A 19,231-nucleotide genomic window follows, 5' to 3' on the forward strand; every position below is an offset into this window, starting at 1 on the left:
GACGCGGAACACCTCTGGTGTTCCTATTCGCGGCGCGGCATCTCCGCGACCCGAAGAATCCGTGGGAAGGCAAGATGGCAGACGCCGCGCACCGTGATCTCGAAGCCACCGCCGACACCCACCATGGACCGCAGGGCAGCCTGCCGACCCTCGCGCTGGGCGCGCTCGGCGTCGTCTTCGGCGACATCGGCACCTCTCCGCTCTACGCGCTCAAGGAAAGCTTCATCGGCCACCATCCGCTGACCGTTGATGCCGCCCATATCTACGGCGTGCTGTCGCTCGTCTTCTGGACGATGACGTTGATCGTCACGGTCAAATATGTCTTCATCATCCTGCGCGCCGACAATCATGGCGAGGGCGGGAGCCTCGCCTTGCTCGCGCTGATCGCGCGCAAGGCCGGGCAGCGCAAATGGACGCCCGGCATCGTCCTGCTCGGCGTGCTCGCCACCGCGCTCTTCTACGGCGATGCGATCATCACCCCGGCGATCTCGGTGCTGTCCGCTGTCGAGGGCCTCACGGTGGTCGAGCCCGGCCTCGGCAGCATGGTGCTGCCGATCGCAATCCTGATCCTGGTCGGGCTCTTCCTGATCCAGAAGCACGGCACGGCACGCGTCGGCGCGCTGTTCGGACCGATCATGGTCGTCTATTTCATCGTCCTCGCGGCGCTCGGCATCGGAGCAATCCTGCGGCATCCCGAGATCCTCGGTATCGTGAACCCGATGTACGCCCTCGCCTTCTTCCTCATCGATCCGCAGCTCGCCTTTCTGGCGCTGGGTTCGGTCGTGCTGGCCGTGACCGGTGCCGAGGCGCTTTATGCCGACATGGGCCATTTCGGCGCGCGCGCCATCCGCGTGGCCTGGCTCTACGCCGCCTTTCCCTGCCTCCTGCTCAACTATATGGGCCAGGGCGCGCTGCTGCTCGACGATCCGGCGAACGTGCAGAACCCCTTCTTCCTGATGGCGCCGGACTGGGCACGGCTGCCGCTCGTGCTGCTCGCGACCATGGCGACGATCATCGCCAGCCAGGCGGTGATCTCGGGCGCCTTCTCGGTCACGCAGCAGGCGGTGCAGCTCGGCTTCCTGCCGCGGCTCAAGATCACCCATACGAGCGCCGAGGCTGCCGGCCAGATCTATGTGCCGCTGGTCAATTGGGGCCTGCTGGTGCTCGTCATCCTGCTCGCCTTCGGATTCAAGACATCGAACAATCTCGCCGCCGCCTACGGCATAGCGGTGACGGGCACGATGCTGATCACCGCCTGCATGCTGGGTTTCCTCACGTTCAGCGTGTGGCGCTGGAACCGGCTGCTCGCCGGGCTCACCACCGGCGGCTTCCTGCTGATCGACGGCATCTATTTCGCCTCCAACGCCACCAAGATCCCGGACGGCGGGTGGTTCCCGCTGCTCGTCGCCGCCGTCGCCTTCACCCTGCTCACCACCTGGTCGCGCGGGCGGGAGATCGTGCGCCACTATCTGCAGGTCGGCACGATGGACATCGATCTGTTCATCAGCTCGACGGCTTCGATAAAGCGCATTCCGGGAACCGCAGTTTTCCTGACCGCGACGACCGACGGGGTGCCCCCCGCGCTGCTGCACAACGTCAAGCACAACAAGATATTGCACGAGCGGGTGATCATCCTCACCGTGATCACCCAGGGCGTGCCCCATGTGCCGGAAGACAAGCAGATCGAGGTGATCCCCGCGGATTCAGGCTTCTACCGCATCCGCCTCCACCATGGCTTCATGCAGGAGGTCGATATCCCGGCGAGCCTCGCCCGGGTGAGAAACTGCGGCGCGCCATTACTGCCAGCCGACACCAGCTATTTCCTGAGCCGGCAGACGCTGATCCCGTCGAAGAAGCCCGGCATGGCGATCTGGCGCGAGAAGCTCTTCGCCTGGATGGTCCGCAACGCGATGAGCGCGATGGAATTCTTCAAGCTGCCGACCAATCGGGTCGTGGAACTGGGATCGCAGGTGGAGATCTGAAGCCGGGGTTGTCACCCGCCGCCGACGACCGGCTCCTCCCCGGCAGGAAAGTGATCGACGAGGAAGTCGAGCACCACCCTTACTCGCATCGGCAGCCGCATGCCCGCGAAGCGATGCGCGACGGCGAGCTGCAAGGGCGGGATCGCCGCATCGGGCAGAATGATCGCCAGCCGCCCGGCCGCCACGTCCTCGCGCACCTGGATCGCGGGAAGCAAGCCGATGCCGAGCCCGCTGATCACCGCGCGATGGACCGCCTCGCTGCTGTTGGCGCGGAAGCAGCCGGCGATGCGCAGCATCTGCCCGCCGACCTCCCACTGCGCACGGCTTGGCCCATAGCCATAGGTGATGCAGTCGTGCGCCAGCAGGTCCTCGGGGTAAACCGGCGCGCCGCGCATATCGAGATAGGCCGGCGCCGCGACGAGCAGCCGGCCGAACGGGCCGAGCGGGCGGACATCCGGCGCGGCCGGCGCGGGATCGCCGACCCGCAGCGCGAGATCGAGGCCGCTTTCGACGAGGCTGCCCTGCCAGTCGGTGACAGAAAACTCGACCCTGAGATCGGGGTGGCGCGCATGCAGGGCGATCATGCGCCCGGCATAATAGAGGCCGAGCGCGGTGGTGACGCCGACGCGCACGACGCCCCGCGCCGCCGCCTCCCCGCCCAGCTCCGCCTCGGCATGGTCGATTTCCTCGATCACCACGCGCGCATGATCGAGCAGCCGCTCGCCCTCGCGGGTCAAGGTCAGCTTGCGGGTCGAACGATTGAGCAGCCGCGCGCCGAAATGCGCCTCCAGCTGATCGATCCGGCGGGCGATAGTGGTATGGCTGGCATTGCTTTGGGTCGCGACGGTCGAGAAATTCAGTCGTTCGGCCACTCGCACGAAGGTCCGCAGCGCCTGTACCAGATCGCTCATCTACACATATCCTGCACAAGTGACGTGCCTCTATTTAATATTGTCACATGATTTGCACTATCCGATCATATCCCCGAGGCCGGCGGAAGCGACCGGCCGCCTCTTGGGAGACAGCGATGTCCGAAAGAATTTCCGATCCGCGTCTCGCCGCACGCACCATGTCGGCCGCCGATGCCGCCGCACTGATCGAGAACGGGATGACGGTGGGCATGAGTGGCTTCACCGGCTCCGGCTATCCGAAGGCCGTGCCGATGGCGCTCGCCGCCCGGATCGAGGCGGAGCATGCCGCCGGCCGGCCGATGCGCGTCCGCGTCTGGACCGGCGCCTCCACCGGACCCGAGTTGGACGGCGCGCTCGCCAAGGCGGACGGGATCGAATTCCGCCTGCCCTATAATTCGGATCCGATCGCGCGCGAGCGAATCAACCGCGGCGAGATGGATTATCTCGACATGCATCTGAGCCAGGTGGCGCCGATGGCCTGGCAGGGTTTCCTCGGGCCGCTGGACGTCGCCGTCGTCGAGGTGACGGCGATCCGGCCCGATGGCGCGCTGGTGCCCTCCTCCTCCGTCGGCAACAACAAGACCTGGCTCGACCGCGCGAAGAAGGTGATATTGGAGGTCAACCGCTGGCAGAATCCCGCGCTCGAAGGGATGCACGACATCTATTACGGCACGGCCCTGCCGCCGCACCGCGTGCCGATCCCGATCGTGCGGCCGGACGATCGTATCGGCGAGCCGACCCTGTCGTGCGATCCGGACAAGATCGTCGCCATCGTCGAGACCGACGCGAGCGACCGCAATCTGCCCTTCTCCCCGCCCGACGCCACCGCTCATGCCATTGCGGGCCATCTCATCGAATTCCTCCGGCACGAGGTGGCGCTGGGCAGGTTGCCGGCGTCGCTATTGCCCCTCCAATCGGGGGTCGGCAATATCGCCAATGCGGTGCTCACCGGTCTGGTCGACGGGCCGTTCCACGATCTCACCGCCTATACCGAGGTGATCCAGGACGGCATGCTGGACCTGCTCGATGCGGGCCGGCTGCGCATGGCCTCGGCCACCGCCTTCTCGCTGAGCCCGGAAGCGGCGCTGCGCATCAATGCCGAGATGGACCGCTATCGCAGCCGCATGATCCTGCGCCCGCAGGAGATCAGCAACCATCCGGAAGTGATCCGCCGGCTCGGCTGCATCGCGATGAACGGCCTGATCGAAGCGGACATCTACGGCAATGTGAACTCCACCTGCGTGATGGGATCGCGCATCCAGAACGGCATCGGCGGATCGGGCGATTTCGCGCGCAACGCCTATGTGTCGGTCTTCATGACACCCTCGACCGCGAAGGGCGGCGCTATCTCCGCGATCGTGCCGCAGGTGGCCCATGTCGACCATATCTTGCAGGACGTAGCCGTGCTGGTGACCGAGCAGGGCCTCGCCGACCTCCGCGGCCTCAGCCCCAGGCAGCGCGCGAGCCTGATCATCGAGCGCTGCGCCCATCCCGCCTATCGCGATGCGCTGCGCGACTATTTCGATCGCGCCTCCCGCACCGCCTATGGCCGCCACGCACCATCGCTGCCGGGCGAAGCGCTCTCCTGGCACCAGCGCTATATCGAGACGGGATCGATGCAGCCGGCACTCTGACCGGCGTGAGTCAGCGCAGCAGCGCGGCAACCGTGCCGATCACTGCGGAAATCGAGCAGGAATAGAGTGTGAGGTTCGCTGCCCCCTGCGCGCCCAGCCAGTCCACGATCCGCGTCCAGCGCGAAGGCGATGGCATGAGAGCGCGTTCATAGGGTCGGTCGGGTCTGTGCTCCATCCGGACGGACTAGGCGGGTCCGGCATTGGGATTCGAGAGCGCAACCGCGATGAACGCATAGGTTTTGCATATGGACGCCGTGCCCGATGGCACAGCTTCGGATACAAAAAGGGAACAAAACCTCTCGACGTCCGCAGAGCAGCAATCTATGGCTTCGGCGGGGCTTTCAGGGGGGTGTTTGCAATGCGTCTGGCGCGTGCCGCGCAATTCGTGCTCGGGCTGGGGGCGATCTCCCTGCCATGTCCAGTCTGGGCCGAAGCACCGGCTGCCGCCGTGCGGTCGGAACGGCCGCTGATCGGCCCGCCGGCATCCTGGGTGCTCCCGGCGGCCATACCGCCCGCTCCCCCCGCTGCCGAGGGCGCCGCGACGATCATCCTGCTCTCGGACTCGCAGCATCGCCTCACGGACGAGGGCAATACCGACTATTTCAACGGCATCCAAAAGATAGCGAGCGCGCAGGGGCTCGACGGAGGCGCGCTCCAGATCGAATGGGATCCTGCGCTCGAAACCGTGACGATCCACCATTATCGCCTCATCAGGAATGGTGTGACCATCGACCTGCTCGGCGATGGATCGAAGCTCACCATCGTCCGGCGCGAAACCAATCTCGAACGCGCGGCTCTGGACGGGCAATTGACCGCCACGCTGCAGCCCGAAGACGTACGCGTCGGCGACATTCTCGACATGGCCTACAGCGTTACGCGTCGCGATCCGGCGATGGCAGGCCATTCGGACCTGCTCGTCGGGCCGGGCGATGGTCTCAGTTATGGCCGAAGCCGCGTCCGGCTGCTTTGGCCGAGCTCCAAGCCGATGAAATGGCGTGTGCTGCCGGGCGCCTTGCAACCGAAGCTCGGCCGGGCGAACGGCGACTTGGAACTCGTTTCCGACCTGACCAACGTCACCACGGCGCGCGCTCCGCGCGGCGCCCCTTCGCGGTTTCAGATCATCAACGCCATCGAGGCGACCGATTTCAAGGATTGGGCCACGGTTTCGCGCGTGATGGCACCACTCTACGCCAAGGCGCTGGCGCTCGCGCAGGACAGCGCCGTCAAGGCTGAAGCGGCGCGGATCGCAAAGACGACAAGCGACCCGCGAACCCGCGCGGAACTCGCGCTTCAGCTGGTGCAGGACAATGTTCGTTACCTGTTCCTCGGAATGGACGATGGCGGCTACGTCCCGGCCGCGGCCGAGCTCACCTGGACGCGGCGTTTCGGCGATTGCAAGGCAAAGACGGTGCTGCTGATCGCCCTTCTGCGCGAGCTCGGCATCGAGGCGCGTCCTGTCCTGGTCAACACGGAACGCGGCGATTTCGTGGCCGAACGCTTGCCTGCCGTGAGCGCCTTCGATCATGTGATCGTCGAGGCGCGCATTGCCGGCCGTTCCTATTGGATGGATGGAACGCGTCTCGGCGACCGCCACCTGGATCAGCTGCAAACGCCCAATTATCGCGTCGGTCTCCCGATCGAAGCGGAAGGCGCGGGGCTCGTGCCTCTGATACCGGAGCAGCCGACGCAAGCCATGCAGGTTTCCAGCCTGATGCTCGACGCGACGAAAGGCATAGACGCTCCGGCACCCGCATCGGGCGAAATACGCTATCGCGGCGACAAGGCCGTGGATCTGCGCGTGGGCCTCGCCGAACTGTCCGTTTCCGACAGGGACAAGGCGCTGCGCAAGATGTGGCGTTCAATTTATGATTTCGTGACCCCCGAGACGGTGACCACGAAGGTCGATCCCGACAGTGGCGACTTCATCATGACGATGACGGGCACCGCGCGGATGGATTGGCGGACGCAGAACGGCGCGCGCTGGTATGAGGTGAATGGCGCGACGCTCGGGTGGAAGCTGGACACCGATCGCGACGGCGAAATCAACGCCGACGCGCCTTTCGCCTTCGACTATCCGGACTGGTGGCAAAACCGCCAAACCATCAAGCTGCCACGCGGCGGCGTTGGTTTCGGCCTGCAGGGTGGATCCTTCGATCGCACGATCGGCGGGCTCTACGCCTTTCACCGCAAGGTCGCCATTTCGAACGGCGTGATGACGATGGAAGCGGAAACCCGCGCGCTGGCGCCCGAATTGCCTGCGGCGAAAGCGGAACAGACGCGACGCGAATTGACCGAGCTTACGCAGGACGGCGTCTTCATCCGTGCCCCCCTGGAAGATCGCGCCATGGTCCCGCCACCAATAATCACACCGTCCGCACCGCCAATAATCACACCGGTCGCGCCGCCGCCGATCTTCGTGCCTCCGCCCCCGGAACGCCCGGAACCTGCCGGCGACACGCTCGAGCAGGCGAAGGCACATTTCCGCGAAGCCCTCGATCTCTTCAAGAAGCATGAAGACAAGAATGCCGAGCGCGAAGCGCGGTTGGGAGTCGAACTCGCGCCCGACTTCGGCGTAGGTCGTGCGCTTTATGCACTCATCCTCGCAACCGCCGGCATGCCCGGCGCGGACGCTGAAGCAGATCGCGCCATTGCGCTGGATAGCGGGCAGTGGATGGCGTGGCGCGCCAAGGCCATGGTCGCAATGTCGCAACAGCGTTATTCTGATGCGATCGACATTTTCAACCGAACGCTTGCCCGCGCAAAGGGTGATGCGCTCACATATTCAGGGCGAGCGATAGCCTATCTGGAAATCGGCCAATATGGACGTGCGCTCGCGGATTTCGATACCGCACGTGCGCTTGATCCATCGGTGAACATCGGCATGGATCGTGCCGAAACGCTCATGCATCTTGGCCGGGCGGAGGACGCTCTCGATGAAGCGGACCGAACCGTCGCTTCACGGCCCGAAGACGAAGCGATCCGTGCCCGTCGCGCGCGGCTGCGCGCGAAGGTGGGCCGACGCCAGGAAGCCGTGGCCGATCTGAACATGGTGATCGCTCGGAAACCCACGGCAGCCAATTTCACGGCAAGGGCAGCGGCTCGCCCCGCCATCGATCGGTACGGCCGGCAGGCAGATCTCACAGCGGCCCTGCGGCTCGATCCCCTTTATGTCGCCGCCTATCGGCTTCGCACGTCGGACGAAATCGACAATGGTGAGTTGGACGCCGCGGAAGCCGACATCGCGGTATGGGAAAGACTGGCTCCCAAGGACCGCGATCTGATCTTCATGAAACAGAATATTCTCGCGCGCCGGGGCAAGCCGCTGGAAGCGCTGCGCATGGCAGACGAATATGTTGCGAAAAGCCAGCGTAGTGCCGCCGCGCTGTACGAACGATGCTGGATGAAGGCTACGCTCAATATCGCCCCGGAAACCGCCGCCGCAGATTGCGATGCCGCCTTGCATTTGCTTCCCGCTTCCACCGCGGCACTCGAAAGCCGCGGCCTCGCCAAACTCCGCATCGGCAGGGCGGACGAAGCGATCGCGGATTATTCGGAAATCCTGAAGCGGGACCCTTATCGTGCCTTCTCGATGTACGGCCGCGGCATCGCTTGGGCGCGCAAAGGCGATGTGAAGCAGGCACGCGCCGATCTCATCGCAGCGCAACTGCTGGATCCCGATATCGCGGCCGAGTTCGCCCGCTACGGGCTGTCGCCGGGATTTACCGTGTCGATCCCGGAATAGCGGCGTCGACTGCCGCCACATCCAGCGCCCGCGCCAGCACCGCAAAGACAGCGGGATCGCCCATCTGCGCGACGTTGAACCGCATATGGCGCGAGGCCATCTGCGACACGCTGAACACGTTGCCAGGAGCAAGGACCACATTTTCGCGGAGCGCCGTCCGCGCCACCGCCGCCGCGTCACAGCCTTCGGGCAGGCTGCACCACAGATAGAAGCCGCCCCGCGGCATCAGCCAGGGCGTGATGCCCATCGCCTCCAGCCGCTCCGCCACGTCGCGCCGCGCGCGGGCAAGACGGCGGCGGATCTCTTCCAGATGCTTGCGGTAGCTGCCGTCGCCGAGCGTCGCGAAGACCAGCTCGGCCGCGACCGGACTCACGCCGACGAAGCTGGTGGCGATCTGCAGATCGACCAGCCCCTCGATCCAGTCCCGTCGCGCCGCGATGTAGCCGCAGCGGATCGAGGCGGAGAGCGTCTTCGAGAAGCTGCCGATCCGGATCACCTGAGCGAGACCGTCGAGCGCCGCGAGCCGCGGCGAGGGCTCCGGCTCGAAATCGGCGAAGATATCGTCCTCGACGATGGTGATGTCCTGCGCGGCGGCGATCGTAAGCAGCCTGTGCGCGGTCTGCGGCGAGAGCGTGGCGCCGGTCGGATTATGCAGCGCGGAATTGGTGACGTAGAGCCGCGGCCGATGCCGCGCTGCCGCCTCGGCAAAGGCGTCCATGTCCGGCCCCGTCGGCGTGTACGGGACGCCGACGATCTTCGCCTGATGGGCGCGGAGCAGCGCCCGGAAATTGAAATAGCAGGGATCGTCGACCAGCACCGTATCGTCCGGGCGCAACAGGAACCGGCAGATGAGGTCGATCGCCTGCGTCGCCGAACCGGTGAGCAGCAGCTGGTCCGGCGCCACCGCCAGCCCCTCCCCCGCGAACTGGCGGGCGAGCAGGCCGCGCAGCGGCAGCGGCCCGCGTGTCGTGCCATAGTCGCACAGCCGGGCATCATCCAGGCGGGCAAGGCCGCGCAGCGCGCGACGAATCGCGGCATTGGGCATCCAGTCGTCGGGGAGCCAGCCGCAGCCCGGCTTGGGCAATGCCCTGTCCGTATCCAGCGACTGGCGCGAGACCCAGAAGGGATCGATCGCCTGATCCAACTTCGGCCCGATCTCCGCCAGGGCCAGCGGCGGCGGCGGTGCCGAGACATAGAAGCCGGAACCGGGTCGAGCCCGGATCACGCCTTCCGCCGCCAGCCGATCATAGGCTTCGACCACGGTCGACGGCGATACACCCATCGTCGCCGCGAAGCGCCGCACCGAAGGCAGGCGATCGCCGGTGGTGAGCGCGTGGCTGGCAAGCCTGGCGCGGATCGCCGCCATCACCGCGCCGGTCCGGCCGCGCTTCATTTCCCCGATCGTCGCCATCCCGCCGTATGCCCTTTGGTGCCCATACAGTATTCCTGAATTGTACTGAACTGTCGCTGTCGTCGCCAGCCCATCCTGCCTAAGCGAGGCACGGGAGGCAGCATGAGAACGACGACGAGCATGACATCCGCCCGGGTGACGACGGCCGGCACGGAAGGGTGGATCAGCGGGATGATCGGCGTGATCATCTTCAGCGGTTCGCTGCCCGCAACCCGGCTGGCGATCGCTGGCTTCTCGCCGCTGTTCCTCACTTCGGCGCGCGCCGTGATCGCGGCAGTGCTGGGCATGGTGCTGTTCGCCGCGATACGGCAGCCGTGGCCCGCGCGGCGCGACCTCGCTTCGCTCGCCATCGTGGCGTTCGGCGTGGTGATCGGTTTTCCGCTGCTGTCGGCGCTGGCGCTGCAGCATATCAGCTCGGCCCATTCGATCGTGTTCATGGGGCTGCTGCCGCCGACGACGGCGCTGTTCGGCGTGCTGCGCGGCGGCGAGCGGCCGAGGCCGGCCTTCTGGCTGTTTTCGGGCATCGGCGCGCTGTCGGTCATGGTCTTCGCTTTGTCGCGCGGCGGCGACGGATCGGTGGTGGGCGACCTGCTCATCGTCGCCGCGATCATCGTCTGCGGGCTCGGCTATGCCGAGGGCGCCGCGCTCTCGCGCCGGCTCGGCGGCTGGCAGGTGATCTGCTGGGCGCTGCTGCTCACCCTGCCCGTGACGGCCGGCCTGGCCCTGGCGACGCGACCCGCGCAGTGGACCGGCATTGGTGCGCCCGCCTGGCTGGGCCTCGCCTATGTCTCGCTGTTCAGCATGCTGATCGGCTTCGTCTTCTGGTACCGCGGTCTCGCCCTCGGCGGCATCGCGCGCGTCGGCCAGCTCCAGCTGCTCCAGCCCTTCTTCGGCCTGACCCTGGCCGGGCTGCTGCTCGGCGAGCCGATCAGCCCGACGATGATCGCGGCGACTGGGCTCGTCGTGCTGTGCGTGGCGGGCGCGAAACGCTTCGGATGAGGGTGCGGCGGATCACTCGCCCGTCCGCAGCCGATACCCCACGCCTAGCTCATTGGTGATGATCTCCGGCCGCTGCGGGTCCGTCTCAAGCTTCTGCCGCAGCGCGCGGACGAGCACGCGCAGATATTCCACATGATGCTCGATCTCGTGCGGCCAGACATGATCCATGATCTGGCCATGGGTGATGACGCGGCCGGGATGGCGGGCGAGTTGCGCCAGCACGGCATATTCCTTCGGGGTCAGATGCACCTCGACGCCCGCCTTGGCGACGTGGCGGCGCATCAGATCGATCTCGAGATCGCCGGCACGGACGGTCAGCGCGCCGCCGTCCTTGGTCATCCGGTTGCGCAGCGCGACGCGCACCCGCGCCAGCAACTCGTCGGTGTCGAAGGGCTTGGTGAGATAATCGTCCGCGCCGAGGTCCAGCGCGGCCACCTTCTCCTCCGTGGCGTCGCGCGCGGAGATGATGATCAGGGTGGTGTCCGTTTCCTTCTTCATCAGCGGCACCAGCTCCAGCCCGTCGCGATCCGGCAGGCCGAGATCGAGCAAGGTCACCTCTGGCCGCTCTCCGCGCAGCCGATCGAGCGCTTCGCGGCCGGTCTCGGCCTCGACGATACGATAATCGGCGCGGGTGAGCGCCGCGTTGATCAGCCGGCGGATTTGCGGCTCATTGTCCACGACCAGCACGGTGTGACGGGATGTCATCCGTCCTCTTCCTTATTCTTCATCATCCGCACAGAAGACCATGATCACCGCTCCGAGGCCGGCATCGCATCCAGCGCGAGGTTGAGCGCCAACACATTGACCCGCGGCTCCCCGAGGAAACCGAGCAGCGGCTGCTGCACTGACCGGTCGACCAGCGCCCGCACCTGCGCCGCCGGCAGTTCGCGCGCCGCCGCGACGCGCGCAACCTGGTAGCGGGCAGCCTCCGGGGTGATGTCCGGATCGAGGCCCGAGCCCGAGGTCGTCACCAGATCGGCGGGCACCGGCTGGCCCGGATGCTGCGCCGAAAGCGTCTTCACATCGCCCTTCACCCGATCGGCGAGCGCCTGCGAGGTCGGCCCGAGATTGGAGCCGGACGAGGCGAGCCCGTCATAACCCTTGCCCGCCGCCGAAGGACGCGCAGCGAAATAGCGCGGGCTCGCGAAGCCCTGCCCGATCAGGCGGGAGCCGATCGTCTTGCCGTTCCGCTCGACGAGGCTGCCATTGGCCTGCGCCGGAAAGACGAGCTGGCCGATGCCCGTCAGCGCGAGCGGATAGACGATGCCAAGCAGCAGGGCGAAAAGCAGCGTCATCACCAGGGCGGGACGCAGCGATGTCAGGAAATCCTTGCTCATTGTCCTGTTTCCTCACGCAAGGCCAAGGCCGTTGACCGCGACGTCGATCAGCTTGATGCCGACGAACGGCGCGATGATCCCGCCGAGGCCGTATATGGCGAGATTGCGCGCCAGCAGCGGGCCGGCGCCGATCGGCCGATATGTCACGCCCCTGAGCGCCAGCGGCACCAGCAGCGGGATGATCAGCGCATTGAAGATGATCGCCGACAGGATCGCCGACTGCGGCGTGCCGAGGCCCATCACGTTCAGCACGGTAAGACCCGGATAAAGCGCGATGAACATCGCGGGAATGATCGCGAAATATTTGGCGACGTCGTTGGCGACCGAGAAAGTGGTCAGCGCGCCGCGCGTCATCAGCAGTTGCTTGCCGAGGCCGACGACCTCGATCAGCTTGGTCGGATCGCTGTCGAGATCCACCATGTTGCCCGCCTCGCGCGCCGCCTGGGTGCCGGTGTTCATCGCCACGCCGACATCGGCCTGGGCCAGCGCCGGCGCGTCGTTGGTGCCGTCGCCGCACATCGCGACGAGGCGGCCGCCCTGCTGCTCCTTGCGGATCAGGTCGAGCTTGTCCTCCGGCGTTGCCTGGGCGAGGAAATCGTCCACGCCGGCTTCCGCCGCGATCGCCGCGGCGGTCAGCGGATTGTCGCCGGTGATCATCACCGTGCGGATACCCATCCGGCGCAGCTCGCCGAACCGCTCGCGAATGCCGGCTTTCACCACATCCTTGAGGAAGATCGCGCCGAGCAGCCGCCCGTCCTGCGCCACTGCCAGCGGTGTGCCGCCGGAGCGGGCGATCTCGTCGGTTACGCGGCGCAGTTCGGCCGCGGCCGGCGTCTCGCCCGATCCGGGATTGGCGCGCAGCACCGAATCCACCGCGCCCTTCTGAATAAGCGAACCGTTGATGCGTACGCCGGAGATGCGCGTCTGCGCGGTGAAGGGGATCACCTCGGCATCATGGGGCAAGCTGCTCTGGGTAACGCCGAACTTCTCGCGCGCGAGCTGCACGATCGAGCGGCCTTCGGGCGTCTCGTCGGCGAGGCTGGCGAGCAGGGCCGCCATGGCGAGCTCGGCCGGCGTGGTGCCATGCACCGGCTTGAACTCGCTCGCCTGGCGATCGCCGATAGTGATGGTGCCGGTCTTGTCGAGCAGCAGCGTGTCGATGTCGCCCGCCGCCTCGACCGCACGGCCCGATTTGGCGAGCACGTTGAAGCGCACCAGCCGGTCCATGCCCGCAATGCCGATCGCGGAGAGCAGCGCGGCGATCGTCGTCGGGATGAGCGTGATGAGCAGCGCCGCGAGGATCGCCACCGGCACGTCGCCGCCGGCATAATGCGCGAAGCTCGGGATGGTGCCGACCGCGATCAGGAAGATGATCGTCAAGCCGACGAGCAGGATGGTGAGCGCGATCTCGTTCGGCGTCTTCTGCCGCTCCGCGCCCTCGACGAGGGCGATCATGCGGTCGAGGAAACCCTGGCCGGGATCGACGGTGACGCGCACCTTGATCTGGTCGGAAAGGACACGCGTGCCGGCGGTGACGGCCGAGCGGTCGCCGCCCGCCTCGCGGATCACCGGCGCGCTCTCGCCGGTGATCGCGGCCTCGTTCACCGAGGCGACGCCCTCGATCACCTCGCCGTCCGAGGGGATGAGATCGCCGGTCTCGACCAGCACGACGTCGCCGATGCGCAGCGTGCTGGCTGCGACATTCTCATAGTTATCGCCCTTGCCCTTGAGCTTCTTGGCGACGAGCTCCGCCTTGGTGGCGCGCAACGAGGCGGCCTGCGCCTTGCCGCGCCCTTCGGCGAGCGCCTCGGCGAAGGTGCCGAACAATACGGTGAGCCAGAGCCAGACGACGAGCTGCAACTTGAACGCGAAGCCGAGCGTGTCGGTGCCGATCGCGAGCAGCACGGTGAGCAAGGTCGCGACGACGGCCGTGGTGAACATCACCGGATTGCGGATCAGTTCCACCGGATTGAGCTTGCGGAACGCATCTCCGATCGCCGGCACGATCAGATCAGCGGTAAAGACGGATTTTTGTGCGGACCGAGCCATTGCTTCGCTCCAATCAGAAAAGGTGTCCGCCGATCATCGCGAGATGATCGGCGATGGGGCCGAGCGCGAGGCTGGGCAGGAAGGTGAGTCCGCCGACGATCAGCACGATGCCGATCAGCAGGCTCGTCCACAGCGGCCCCGTCGTCGGGAAGGACCCCGCGGATTCCGGCGTGTACTTCTTCGCGGCCAGGCTCCCGGCGATCGCCAGCATGGGCACGATGATGAAGAAGCGGCCGATCCACATCGCGACGCCGAGCAGGCCGTCATAGAAGGGTGTGTTGGCGGTCAGGCCGGCAAAGGCCGAGCCGTTGTTGCCCACCGCCGAGGTGAATGCATAGAGTATTTCGGAGAAACCGTGCGGCCCCTTGTTGAGCGGTCCGACGAGGCCGGCCTGGGTGACGGAAGCGATGGCGGTGAAGCCGAGGATGACCAGCGGCAGCACGGCAATGGCGAGCACCGCGAGCTTCACCTCCCGGCCCTCGATCTTTTTACCGACATATTCCGGGGTGCGACCCACCATCAACCCGGCGACGAAAACCGCGAGGATCGCGAACAGCAGGAAGCCGTATATGCCAGCGCCGACGCCGCCGACGACCACTTCGCCAAGCTGGATGTTGAACAGCGGAATCATGCCGCCGAGCGCGGTGAAGCTGTCATGCATCGCATTAACCGCGCCGCACGATGCCGCCGTGGTGACGACGGAGAAGAGCGACGAGGCCGCGATGCCGAAGCGCACCTCCTTGCCTTCCATGTTGCCGCCCGGCACGCCGAGCTGGTGCAGCACCGGATTGCCCGCCGCCTCCTGCCAGTAGGTGATGGTGACGCCGATCAGGAAGATGGTGACCATCGCCGCGAGGATCGCCCAGCCCTGCCGCGGATTGCCGACCGCCTTGCCGAACGTCCAGGTCAGCCCGAAGCCGATCGCGAAGATCGACAGCATCTGCACGAAATCGGTCAGCGCGGTCGGATTCTCGAACGGATGCGCGCTGTTGGCATTGAAGAAGCCCCCGCCATTGGTGCCCAGCATCTTGATCGCCTCCTGCGAGGCGACGGGACCGAGCGTCAGCGTCTGCTTCGCACCCTCCAGGGTCGTCACGTCGACCGAGCCTGCCAATGTCTGCGGCACGCCGCTGGCAATCAGGAACAGCGCGTAGACGATGCAGAGCGGCAGCAGCAGATAGAGGGTGATGCGCGTGCAATCGGCCCAGAAATTGCCGATCGTGCTCGCGCTGCGCCGGGCAAAGCCGCGGAAGAAGGCGAAAGCCAGCGCGATGCCCGTCGCCGCGGACAGGAAGTTGTGGATGGTGAGGCCCAGCATCTGGCTAAGATTCGACATGGTCGATTCGCCGCCATAGCTCTGCCAGTTGGTATTGGTCGTGAAGCTGACCGCCGTGTTGAACGACAGATGCTCCGGCAGAGCCCCATAATGCAGCGGATTGAGCGGCAGCATGCCCTGGAGACGCAGTATCGCATAGGTGAAGAACAGCAGCACGGCATTGAATATCAGCATATGCACCGCATAACGGCGCCAGCTCTGCTCTGCCGTCGGGTCGATGCCCGACAGCCTGTAGAATCCGGCCTCGATCGGGCCCAATATCGCGTGCAGCGGCGTGCTGCGGCCTTCATAGAGCGCATGCAGCCACAGCCCGAGCGGCTTGGTGAGCGCGAGCAGGATGCCGACGAAGGCGAGGATCAGCATCCATCCCTGGACGGTCATGATGCGCCTCCTTTCAGAAGCGTTCGGGCCGCACGAGCACGGCGACCAGATAGAGGAGAAGACCCGCCCCGGTGGCCGCGGCAAGCCAGAGATCGATTGTCATCGAAGCAATCCTTCAAGCGTTGTCGCAGAGCTGCACATAGGCGAGCGTCGCCGCCAGCAGCCCCAGCGTGATGGCGATCCAGAAAAGATCCTGCATGAATAGGCTCCCGCAGGACGCTCGCCGCGGATCTGCGGCACGAGTCGTCTGCGAGAATGCGATTAGGCCCGCCGCCAATTTATATTCGAGACGCGCCGCGAGCCGTTCGCATAGGATTTGCATATGTTCGGGATCGGGCGGGACGCGCATCGCCCTGCTTGCGCCCCGAGCGAAATCGAGAGGCTCAGCGGAGCGTAGCGAGGCTTCTCGCCGCATTTCAAAGCCCGTCATCCCAGCGAACGCTCTGCGGCGTTCACAGACCGTTGATTTGGAGCTTTTCTTCTTCGTCACCCCAGCGAACGCTGGGGTCGCTCTCCACAGTCACCCCGGCTGCCAGCTGAGAGTGATGCGAGCTTCCGCTCGCATGACGCGGGGAATGACGTATCGGCCTTTCGTCATCACATACTAAATCGCCTGCGCCGCCGCCCACCCGCTCGCCCAGGCCCATTGGAAATTATAGCCGCCGAGCCAGCCGGTCACGTCGACGGCCTCTCCGATCGCGTAAAGGCCGGGCACGCGCCGCGCTTCCATCGTCTGCGACGAAAGCCCGGCGGTGGCGATGCCGCCGACCGTCACCTCCGCCTTGGCGAAACCTTCCGTGCCCGAGGGCGTGAAGGACCAGCCGCCGAGCCGCTCCTCGGCTGCGCGCAGCGCCTTGTCAGACAGGTTCGCGAGTTCACCCGCCAGCGCGAGGCGGTCTGCCAGCGCTTCCGCGAGCCGATCCGGCAGTTGCGCGGCGAGCGCGGAACGCAGCGTGACGCGCGGCCGGGTGCGCTTGGCCTCGATCAGCCAGCCGGTGGCGCTATCGGGCAGGAAATCCACCGCGATCGGCTGGCGATGCCGCCAATAGGAGGAGATTTGCAGCATCGCCGGCCCCGAAAGCCCGCGATGGGTGAACAGCGCCGCCTCCCGAAACGCCGTCTTGCCGCAACGCGCCTCGACATCGGTGGATACTCCGGAGAGCGAGCGGAACAGCGTCTCCTCCGGCCCGAGGGTGAAGGGCACCAGCGCAGGCCGCGGCTCGACCACCGACAGGCCGAACCGGCGCGCGACGTCATAGGCGAAGCCGGTCGCGCCGAGCTTGGGGATGGAAGGGCCGCCGGTGGCCAGTACCAGCGCGGGCGCCTCGGCGGAAACGGTACCCGCTCGGACGCGGAACAAGCCATCCCCATGATCGATGGCGGAAACCGGCGCGCCCGATGCGAACGCCACCTGCCCCGCCGCGCATTCCGCCATCAGCATCGCGAGGATTTCGCGCGCCGATCCGTCGCAGAAAAGCTGGCCCAGCGTCTTCTCGTGCCAGGCGATGCCATGACGCTCGACCAGCGCCAGGAAATCGCGCGGCGTATAGCGCCCGAGCGCGGACTTGGCGAAATGCGGATTGGCCGAGATGTAGCGATCGGCGGTGGCATTCACATTGGTGAAGTTGCAGCGGCCGCCGCCGGAGATCAGGATCTTGCGGCCCGGTTCCGGCGCATGATCGACCAGCAGCACTCGTCGCCCTCGCTGGCCGGCGAGCGCGGCGCACATCAGCCCCGCCGCACCCGCGCCGAGGACGATCGCGTCGTAACGCTCCGCGCTCACGCGCCCGCCAGACTTAACGCCACCGCCTCCGCCACCTTGATGCCGTCTACCGCGGCCGAAAGGATGCCGCCGGCATAGCCCGCCCCCTCGCCCGCCGGGAACAGGCCGGCGACGCCCAGGCTCTGATAATCCTTGCCGCGGGTGATCCGGATCGGCGAGGAGGTGCGCGTCTCGACGCCGGTCATCATCGCGTCAGGATGGTCATAACCGGCGATCTGCCGGCCGAAGACGGGCAGCGCCTCGCGCAGTGCCGCGACCGCGAAATCGGGCAGGCATTGCGCAAGATCGGTCAGATGCACGCCGGGCTTGTAGGAGGGCGTGACCTCGCCCAGCGCGGCCGACGGCCGCCCGGCGAGGAAATCGCCGACACGCTGGCCCGGCGCCTGATAGCTCGATCCGCCGGCGACATAGGCGAGCGACTCCCAATGGCGCTGAAATTCGATCCCTGCCAGCGGATGGCCCGGATAATCGCGCTCCGGGTCGATGCCGACGACGAGGCCGGAATTGGCGTTGAACTCCTGCCGCGAATATTGGCTCATGCCGTTAGTGACGACGCGGCCGGGCTCCGACGTCGCCGCCACCACGCGGCCGCCCGGACACATACAGAAGCTGTAGACGCTGCGGCCGTTCGCACAGTGATGCGAGAGGGCATAGGCCGCCGCGCCGAGATCGGGATGGCCGGCGCAGGCGCCGAACCGCGCCCGATCGATCCAGCTCTGCGGATGCTCGATGCGCACCCCGATCGAGAAAGGCTTCGCCTCGATCGGCACGCCGTGGCCGTGAAGCATCTCGAAGGTACCACGCGCGCTGTGGCCGACCGCCATGACGACGCGGTCCGCCTCCAGGAAATCGCCATTGTGGAAATGCAGGCCACGGATATGGCGGCGCCCGTCCGCATCGGGCTCGAGGGCGATGTCCTCGACGCGATGCTCGAAACGATATTCGCCCCCGAGCCCCTCGATCGTCTCACGCATGCTCTCGACCATCGTCACCAACCGGAAGGTGCCGATATGCGGATGCGCCTCGGTGAGGATCTCCTCCGGCGCGCCGGCCTTGACGAATTCGGTCAGCACCTTGCGGCCGAGAAAGCGCGGATCCTTGATCTGGCTGTAGAGCTTCCCGTCGGAGAAGGTGCCGGCGCCGCCCTCGCCGAACTGCACGTTGGATTCGGGGTCGAGCACGCTGCGGCGCCACAGGCCCCAGGTGTCCTTGGTCCGCAGCCGCACCACCTTGCCCCGCTCGACGATGATCGGGCGGAAACCCATCTGCGCGAGGATGAGGCCCGCGAACAGGCCGCACGGCCCGGCGCCGATGACGACCGGCCGGAGCCCGCTGCGCCCCTCCGGCGCGCGCGTGACGAAGCGATAGTCCGTGTCGGGCGTCGGCTGGACGTTCCGATCCCCGGCACAGCGCGCGAGGACCGCGGCCTCGTCCCTGAGGGTCAGGTCGACCGAATAGACGAGCAGGATCGCCGACTTGCGCCGCGCGTCATTGGCGCGGCGGGCGACGGTGTAATCGATCAACTCCTCGCGCGCGATATCGAGGCGCGCGCAGATCGCGGCGGGCATCGCCTCCGGCGCATGGTCGAGCGGAAGCTTGAGTTCGGAAAGACGCAGCATGGCGCGCCCTTTAGCGGCGAAAAGCGCCGGGCGCCAACCGAGCGGCA

15 protein-coding genes are annotated in these 19,231 nt (G+C 66.5%); 4 read left to right on the forward strand and 11 right to left on the reverse strand.

Annotated features, from left to right (window positions below; translation table 11 throughout):
• The first annotated feature begins 74 nt into the window (after positions 1-74).
• Positions 75-1,982: a potassium transporter Kup gene (locus tag GQY20_RS24870; protein ID WP_157219841.1), complete on the forward strand. Its 1,908-nt coding sequence runs from the start codon at positions 75-77 to the stop codon at positions 1,980-1,982.
• An 11-nt stretch (positions 1,983-1,993) separates the two neighbouring features.
• Here GQY20_RS24870 and GQY20_RS24875 read toward each other — a convergent pair whose 3' ends face one another.
• Entirely contained in the window at positions 1,994-2,893 is a 900-nt protein-coding gene (locus tag GQY20_RS24875) for a LysR family transcriptional regulator (protein WP_157219842.1), read from the reverse strand.
• 116 nt (positions 2,894-3,009) lie between these two features.
• Between GQY20_RS24875 and GQY20_RS24880 the strand changes: the two genes are divergently transcribed.
• Positions 3,010-4,527 carry an acetyl-CoA hydrolase/transferase family protein gene (locus GQY20_RS24880; protein ID WP_157219843.1) on the forward strand — a complete coding sequence of 506 codons (1,518 nt, stop codon included), beginning with the start codon at positions 3,010-3,012 and terminating at the stop codon, positions 4,525-4,527.
• A gap of 10 nt (positions 4,528-4,537) precedes the next feature.
• Here the strand turns inward: GQY20_RS24880 and GQY20_RS32870 are convergent, their stop codons facing one another.
• On the reverse strand, positions 4,538-4,663 hold the full coding sequence (locus GQY20_RS32870) for a hypothetical protein (protein ID WP_269769779.1): 126 nt from the start codon (positions 4,661-4,663) through the stop codon (positions 4,538-4,540).
• A 222-nt stretch (positions 4,664-4,885) separates the two neighbouring features.
• On the opposite strand from GQY20_RS32870, the gene GQY20_RS24885 reads away from it, so the two are divergent.
• Positions 4,886-8,269: a DUF3857 domain-containing protein gene (locus GQY20_RS24885; protein WP_198351188.1), complete on the forward strand. Its 3,384-nt coding sequence runs from the start codon at positions 4,886-4,888 to the stop codon at positions 8,267-8,269.
• On the opposite strand, the gene GQY20_RS24890 is transcribed toward GQY20_RS24885, so the two are convergent.
• Complete coding sequence (locus GQY20_RS24890) at positions 8,247-9,680, reverse strand: aminotransferase-like domain-containing protein (protein WP_198351189.1); 1,434 nt, start codon at positions 9,678-9,680, stop codon at positions 8,247-8,249. The two genes, GQY20_RS24885 and GQY20_RS24890, sit on opposite strands and share 23 nt — an antisense overlap.
• Before the next feature lie 102 nt (positions 9,681-9,782).
• Between GQY20_RS24890 and GQY20_RS24895 the strand changes: the two genes are divergently transcribed.
• Positions 9,783-10,679, forward strand: coding sequence for a DMT family transporter (locus tag GQY20_RS24895; RefSeq protein ID WP_232476237.1), 897 nt, complete (start codon positions 9,783-9,785; stop codon positions 10,677-10,679).
• A 12-nt stretch (positions 10,680-10,691) separates the two neighbouring features.
• Here the strand turns inward: GQY20_RS24895 and GQY20_RS24900 are convergent, their stop codons facing one another.
• The 8 genes from GQY20_RS24900 to GQY20_RS24935 all read right to left on the reverse strand — a co-directional run bounded on the left by GQY20_RS24900 (position 10,692) and on the right by GQY20_RS24935 (position 19,184).
• Positions 10,692-11,384 carry a response regulator gene (locus GQY20_RS24900; RefSeq protein WP_157219845.1) on the reverse strand — a complete coding sequence of 231 codons (693 nt, stop codon included), beginning with the start codon at positions 11,382-11,384 and terminating at the stop codon, positions 10,692-10,694.
• Positions 11,385-11,428: 44 nt separating this feature from the next.
• On the reverse strand, positions 11,429-12,016 hold the full coding sequence (kdpC, locus tag GQY20_RS24905) for a potassium-transporting ATPase subunit KdpC (protein WP_157219846.1): 588 nt from the start codon (positions 12,014-12,016) through the stop codon (positions 11,429-11,431).
• Positions 12,017-12,028: 12 nt separating this feature from the next.
• Entirely contained in the window at positions 12,029-14,065 is a 2,037-nt protein-coding gene (gene kdpB / locus GQY20_RS24910) for a potassium-transporting ATPase subunit KdpB (RefSeq protein WP_157219847.1), read from the reverse strand.
• 13 nt (positions 14,066-14,078) lie between these two features.
• Positions 14,079-15,782, reverse strand: coding sequence for a potassium-transporting ATPase subunit KdpA (gene kdpA, locus GQY20_RS24915; protein ID WP_157219848.1), 1,704 nt, complete (start codon positions 15,780-15,782; stop codon positions 14,079-14,081).
• Positions 15,783-15,795: 13 nt separating this feature from the next.
• The gene (gene kdpF, locus GQY20_RS24920; RefSeq protein WP_157219849.1) at positions 15,796-15,885 is read right to left on the reverse strand and encodes a K(+)-transporting ATPase subunit F; all 90 of its coding nucleotides are present in this window, start codon (positions 15,883-15,885) and stop codon (positions 15,796-15,798) included.
• A 12-nt stretch (positions 15,886-15,897) separates the two neighbouring features.
• A complete protein-coding gene (locus GQY20_RS24925) occupies positions 15,898-16,272 on the reverse strand; it encodes a hypothetical protein (RefSeq protein WP_157219850.1) in 375 nt (124 codons plus the stop codon).
• A 114-nt stretch (positions 16,273-16,386) separates the two neighbouring features.
• Positions 16,387-17,565, reverse strand: coding sequence for a BaiN/RdsA family NAD(P)/FAD-dependent oxidoreductase (locus tag GQY20_RS24930; protein WP_157219851.1), 1,179 nt, complete (start codon positions 17,563-17,565; stop codon positions 16,387-16,389).
• Entirely contained in the window at positions 17,562-19,184 is a 1,623-nt protein-coding gene (locus GQY20_RS24935) for an NAD(P)/FAD-dependent oxidoreductase (RefSeq protein ID WP_157219852.1), read from the reverse strand. The genes GQY20_RS24930 and GQY20_RS24935 overlap by 4 nt, the downstream gene beginning before the upstream one ends.
• Between the last annotated feature and the right edge of the window lie 47 nt (positions 19,185-19,231).

Source organism: Flavisphingomonas formosensis, from assembly GCF_009755815.1.
In the GTDB taxonomy this organism is placed as follows: Bacteria; Pseudomonadota; Alphaproteobacteria; order Sphingomonadales; family Sphingomonadaceae; genus Flavisphingomonas; species Flavisphingomonas formosensis.

Excerpts from the sequence above, each read along its gene's own strand:
- GQY20_RS24895 (WP_232476237.1), top strand. The coding sequence starts at position 9,783 with ATGAGAACGACGACGAGCATGACATCCGCCCGGGTGACGACGGCCGGC.
- GQY20_RS24900 (WP_157219845.1), bottom strand. The coding sequence starts at position 11,384 with ATGACATCCCGTCACACCGTGCTGGTCGTGGACAATGAGCCGCAAATC.
- GQY20_RS24880 (WP_157219843.1), top strand. The coding sequence starts at position 3,010 with ATGTCCGAAAGAATTTCCGATCCGCGTCTCGCCGCACGCACCATGTCG.
- kdpF (WP_157219849.1), bottom strand. The coding sequence starts at position 15,885 with ATGACAATCGATCTCTGGCTTGCCGCGGCCACCGGGGCGGGTCTTCTC.
- GQY20_RS24935 (WP_157219852.1), bottom strand. The coding sequence starts at position 19,184 with ATGCTGCGTCTTTCCGAACTCAAGCTTCCGCTCGACCATGCGCCGGAG.
- GQY20_RS24885 (WP_198351188.1), top strand. The coding sequence starts at position 4,886 with ATGCGTCTGGCGCGTGCCGCGCAATTCGTGCTCGGGCTGGGGGCGATC.
- GQY20_RS24875 (WP_157219842.1), bottom strand. The coding sequence starts at position 2,893 with ATGAGCGATCTGGTACAGGCGCTGCGGACCTTCGTGCGAGTGGCCGAA.
- kdpA (WP_157219848.1), bottom strand. The coding sequence starts at position 15,782 with ATGACCGTCCAGGGATGGATGCTGATCCTCGCCTTCGTCGGCATCCTG.
- GQY20_RS32870 (WP_269769779.1), bottom strand. The coding sequence starts at position 4,663 with ATGCCATCGCCTTCGCGCTGGACGCGGATCGTGGACTGGCTGGGCGCG.
- kdpB (WP_157219847.1), bottom strand. The coding sequence starts at position 14,065 with ATGGCTCGGTCCGCACAAAAATCCGTCTTTACCGCTGATCTGATCGTG.
- GQY20_RS24870 (WP_157219841.1), top strand. The coding sequence starts at position 75 with ATGGCAGACGCCGCGCACCGTGATCTCGAAGCCACCGCCGACACCCAC.
- GQY20_RS24890 (WP_198351189.1), bottom strand. The coding sequence starts at position 9,680 with ATGGCGACGATCGGGGAAATGAAGCGCGGCCGGACCGGCGCGGTGATG.
- kdpC (WP_157219846.1), bottom strand. The coding sequence starts at position 12,016 with ATGAGCAAGGATTTCCTGACATCGCTGCGTCCCGCCCTGGTGATGACG.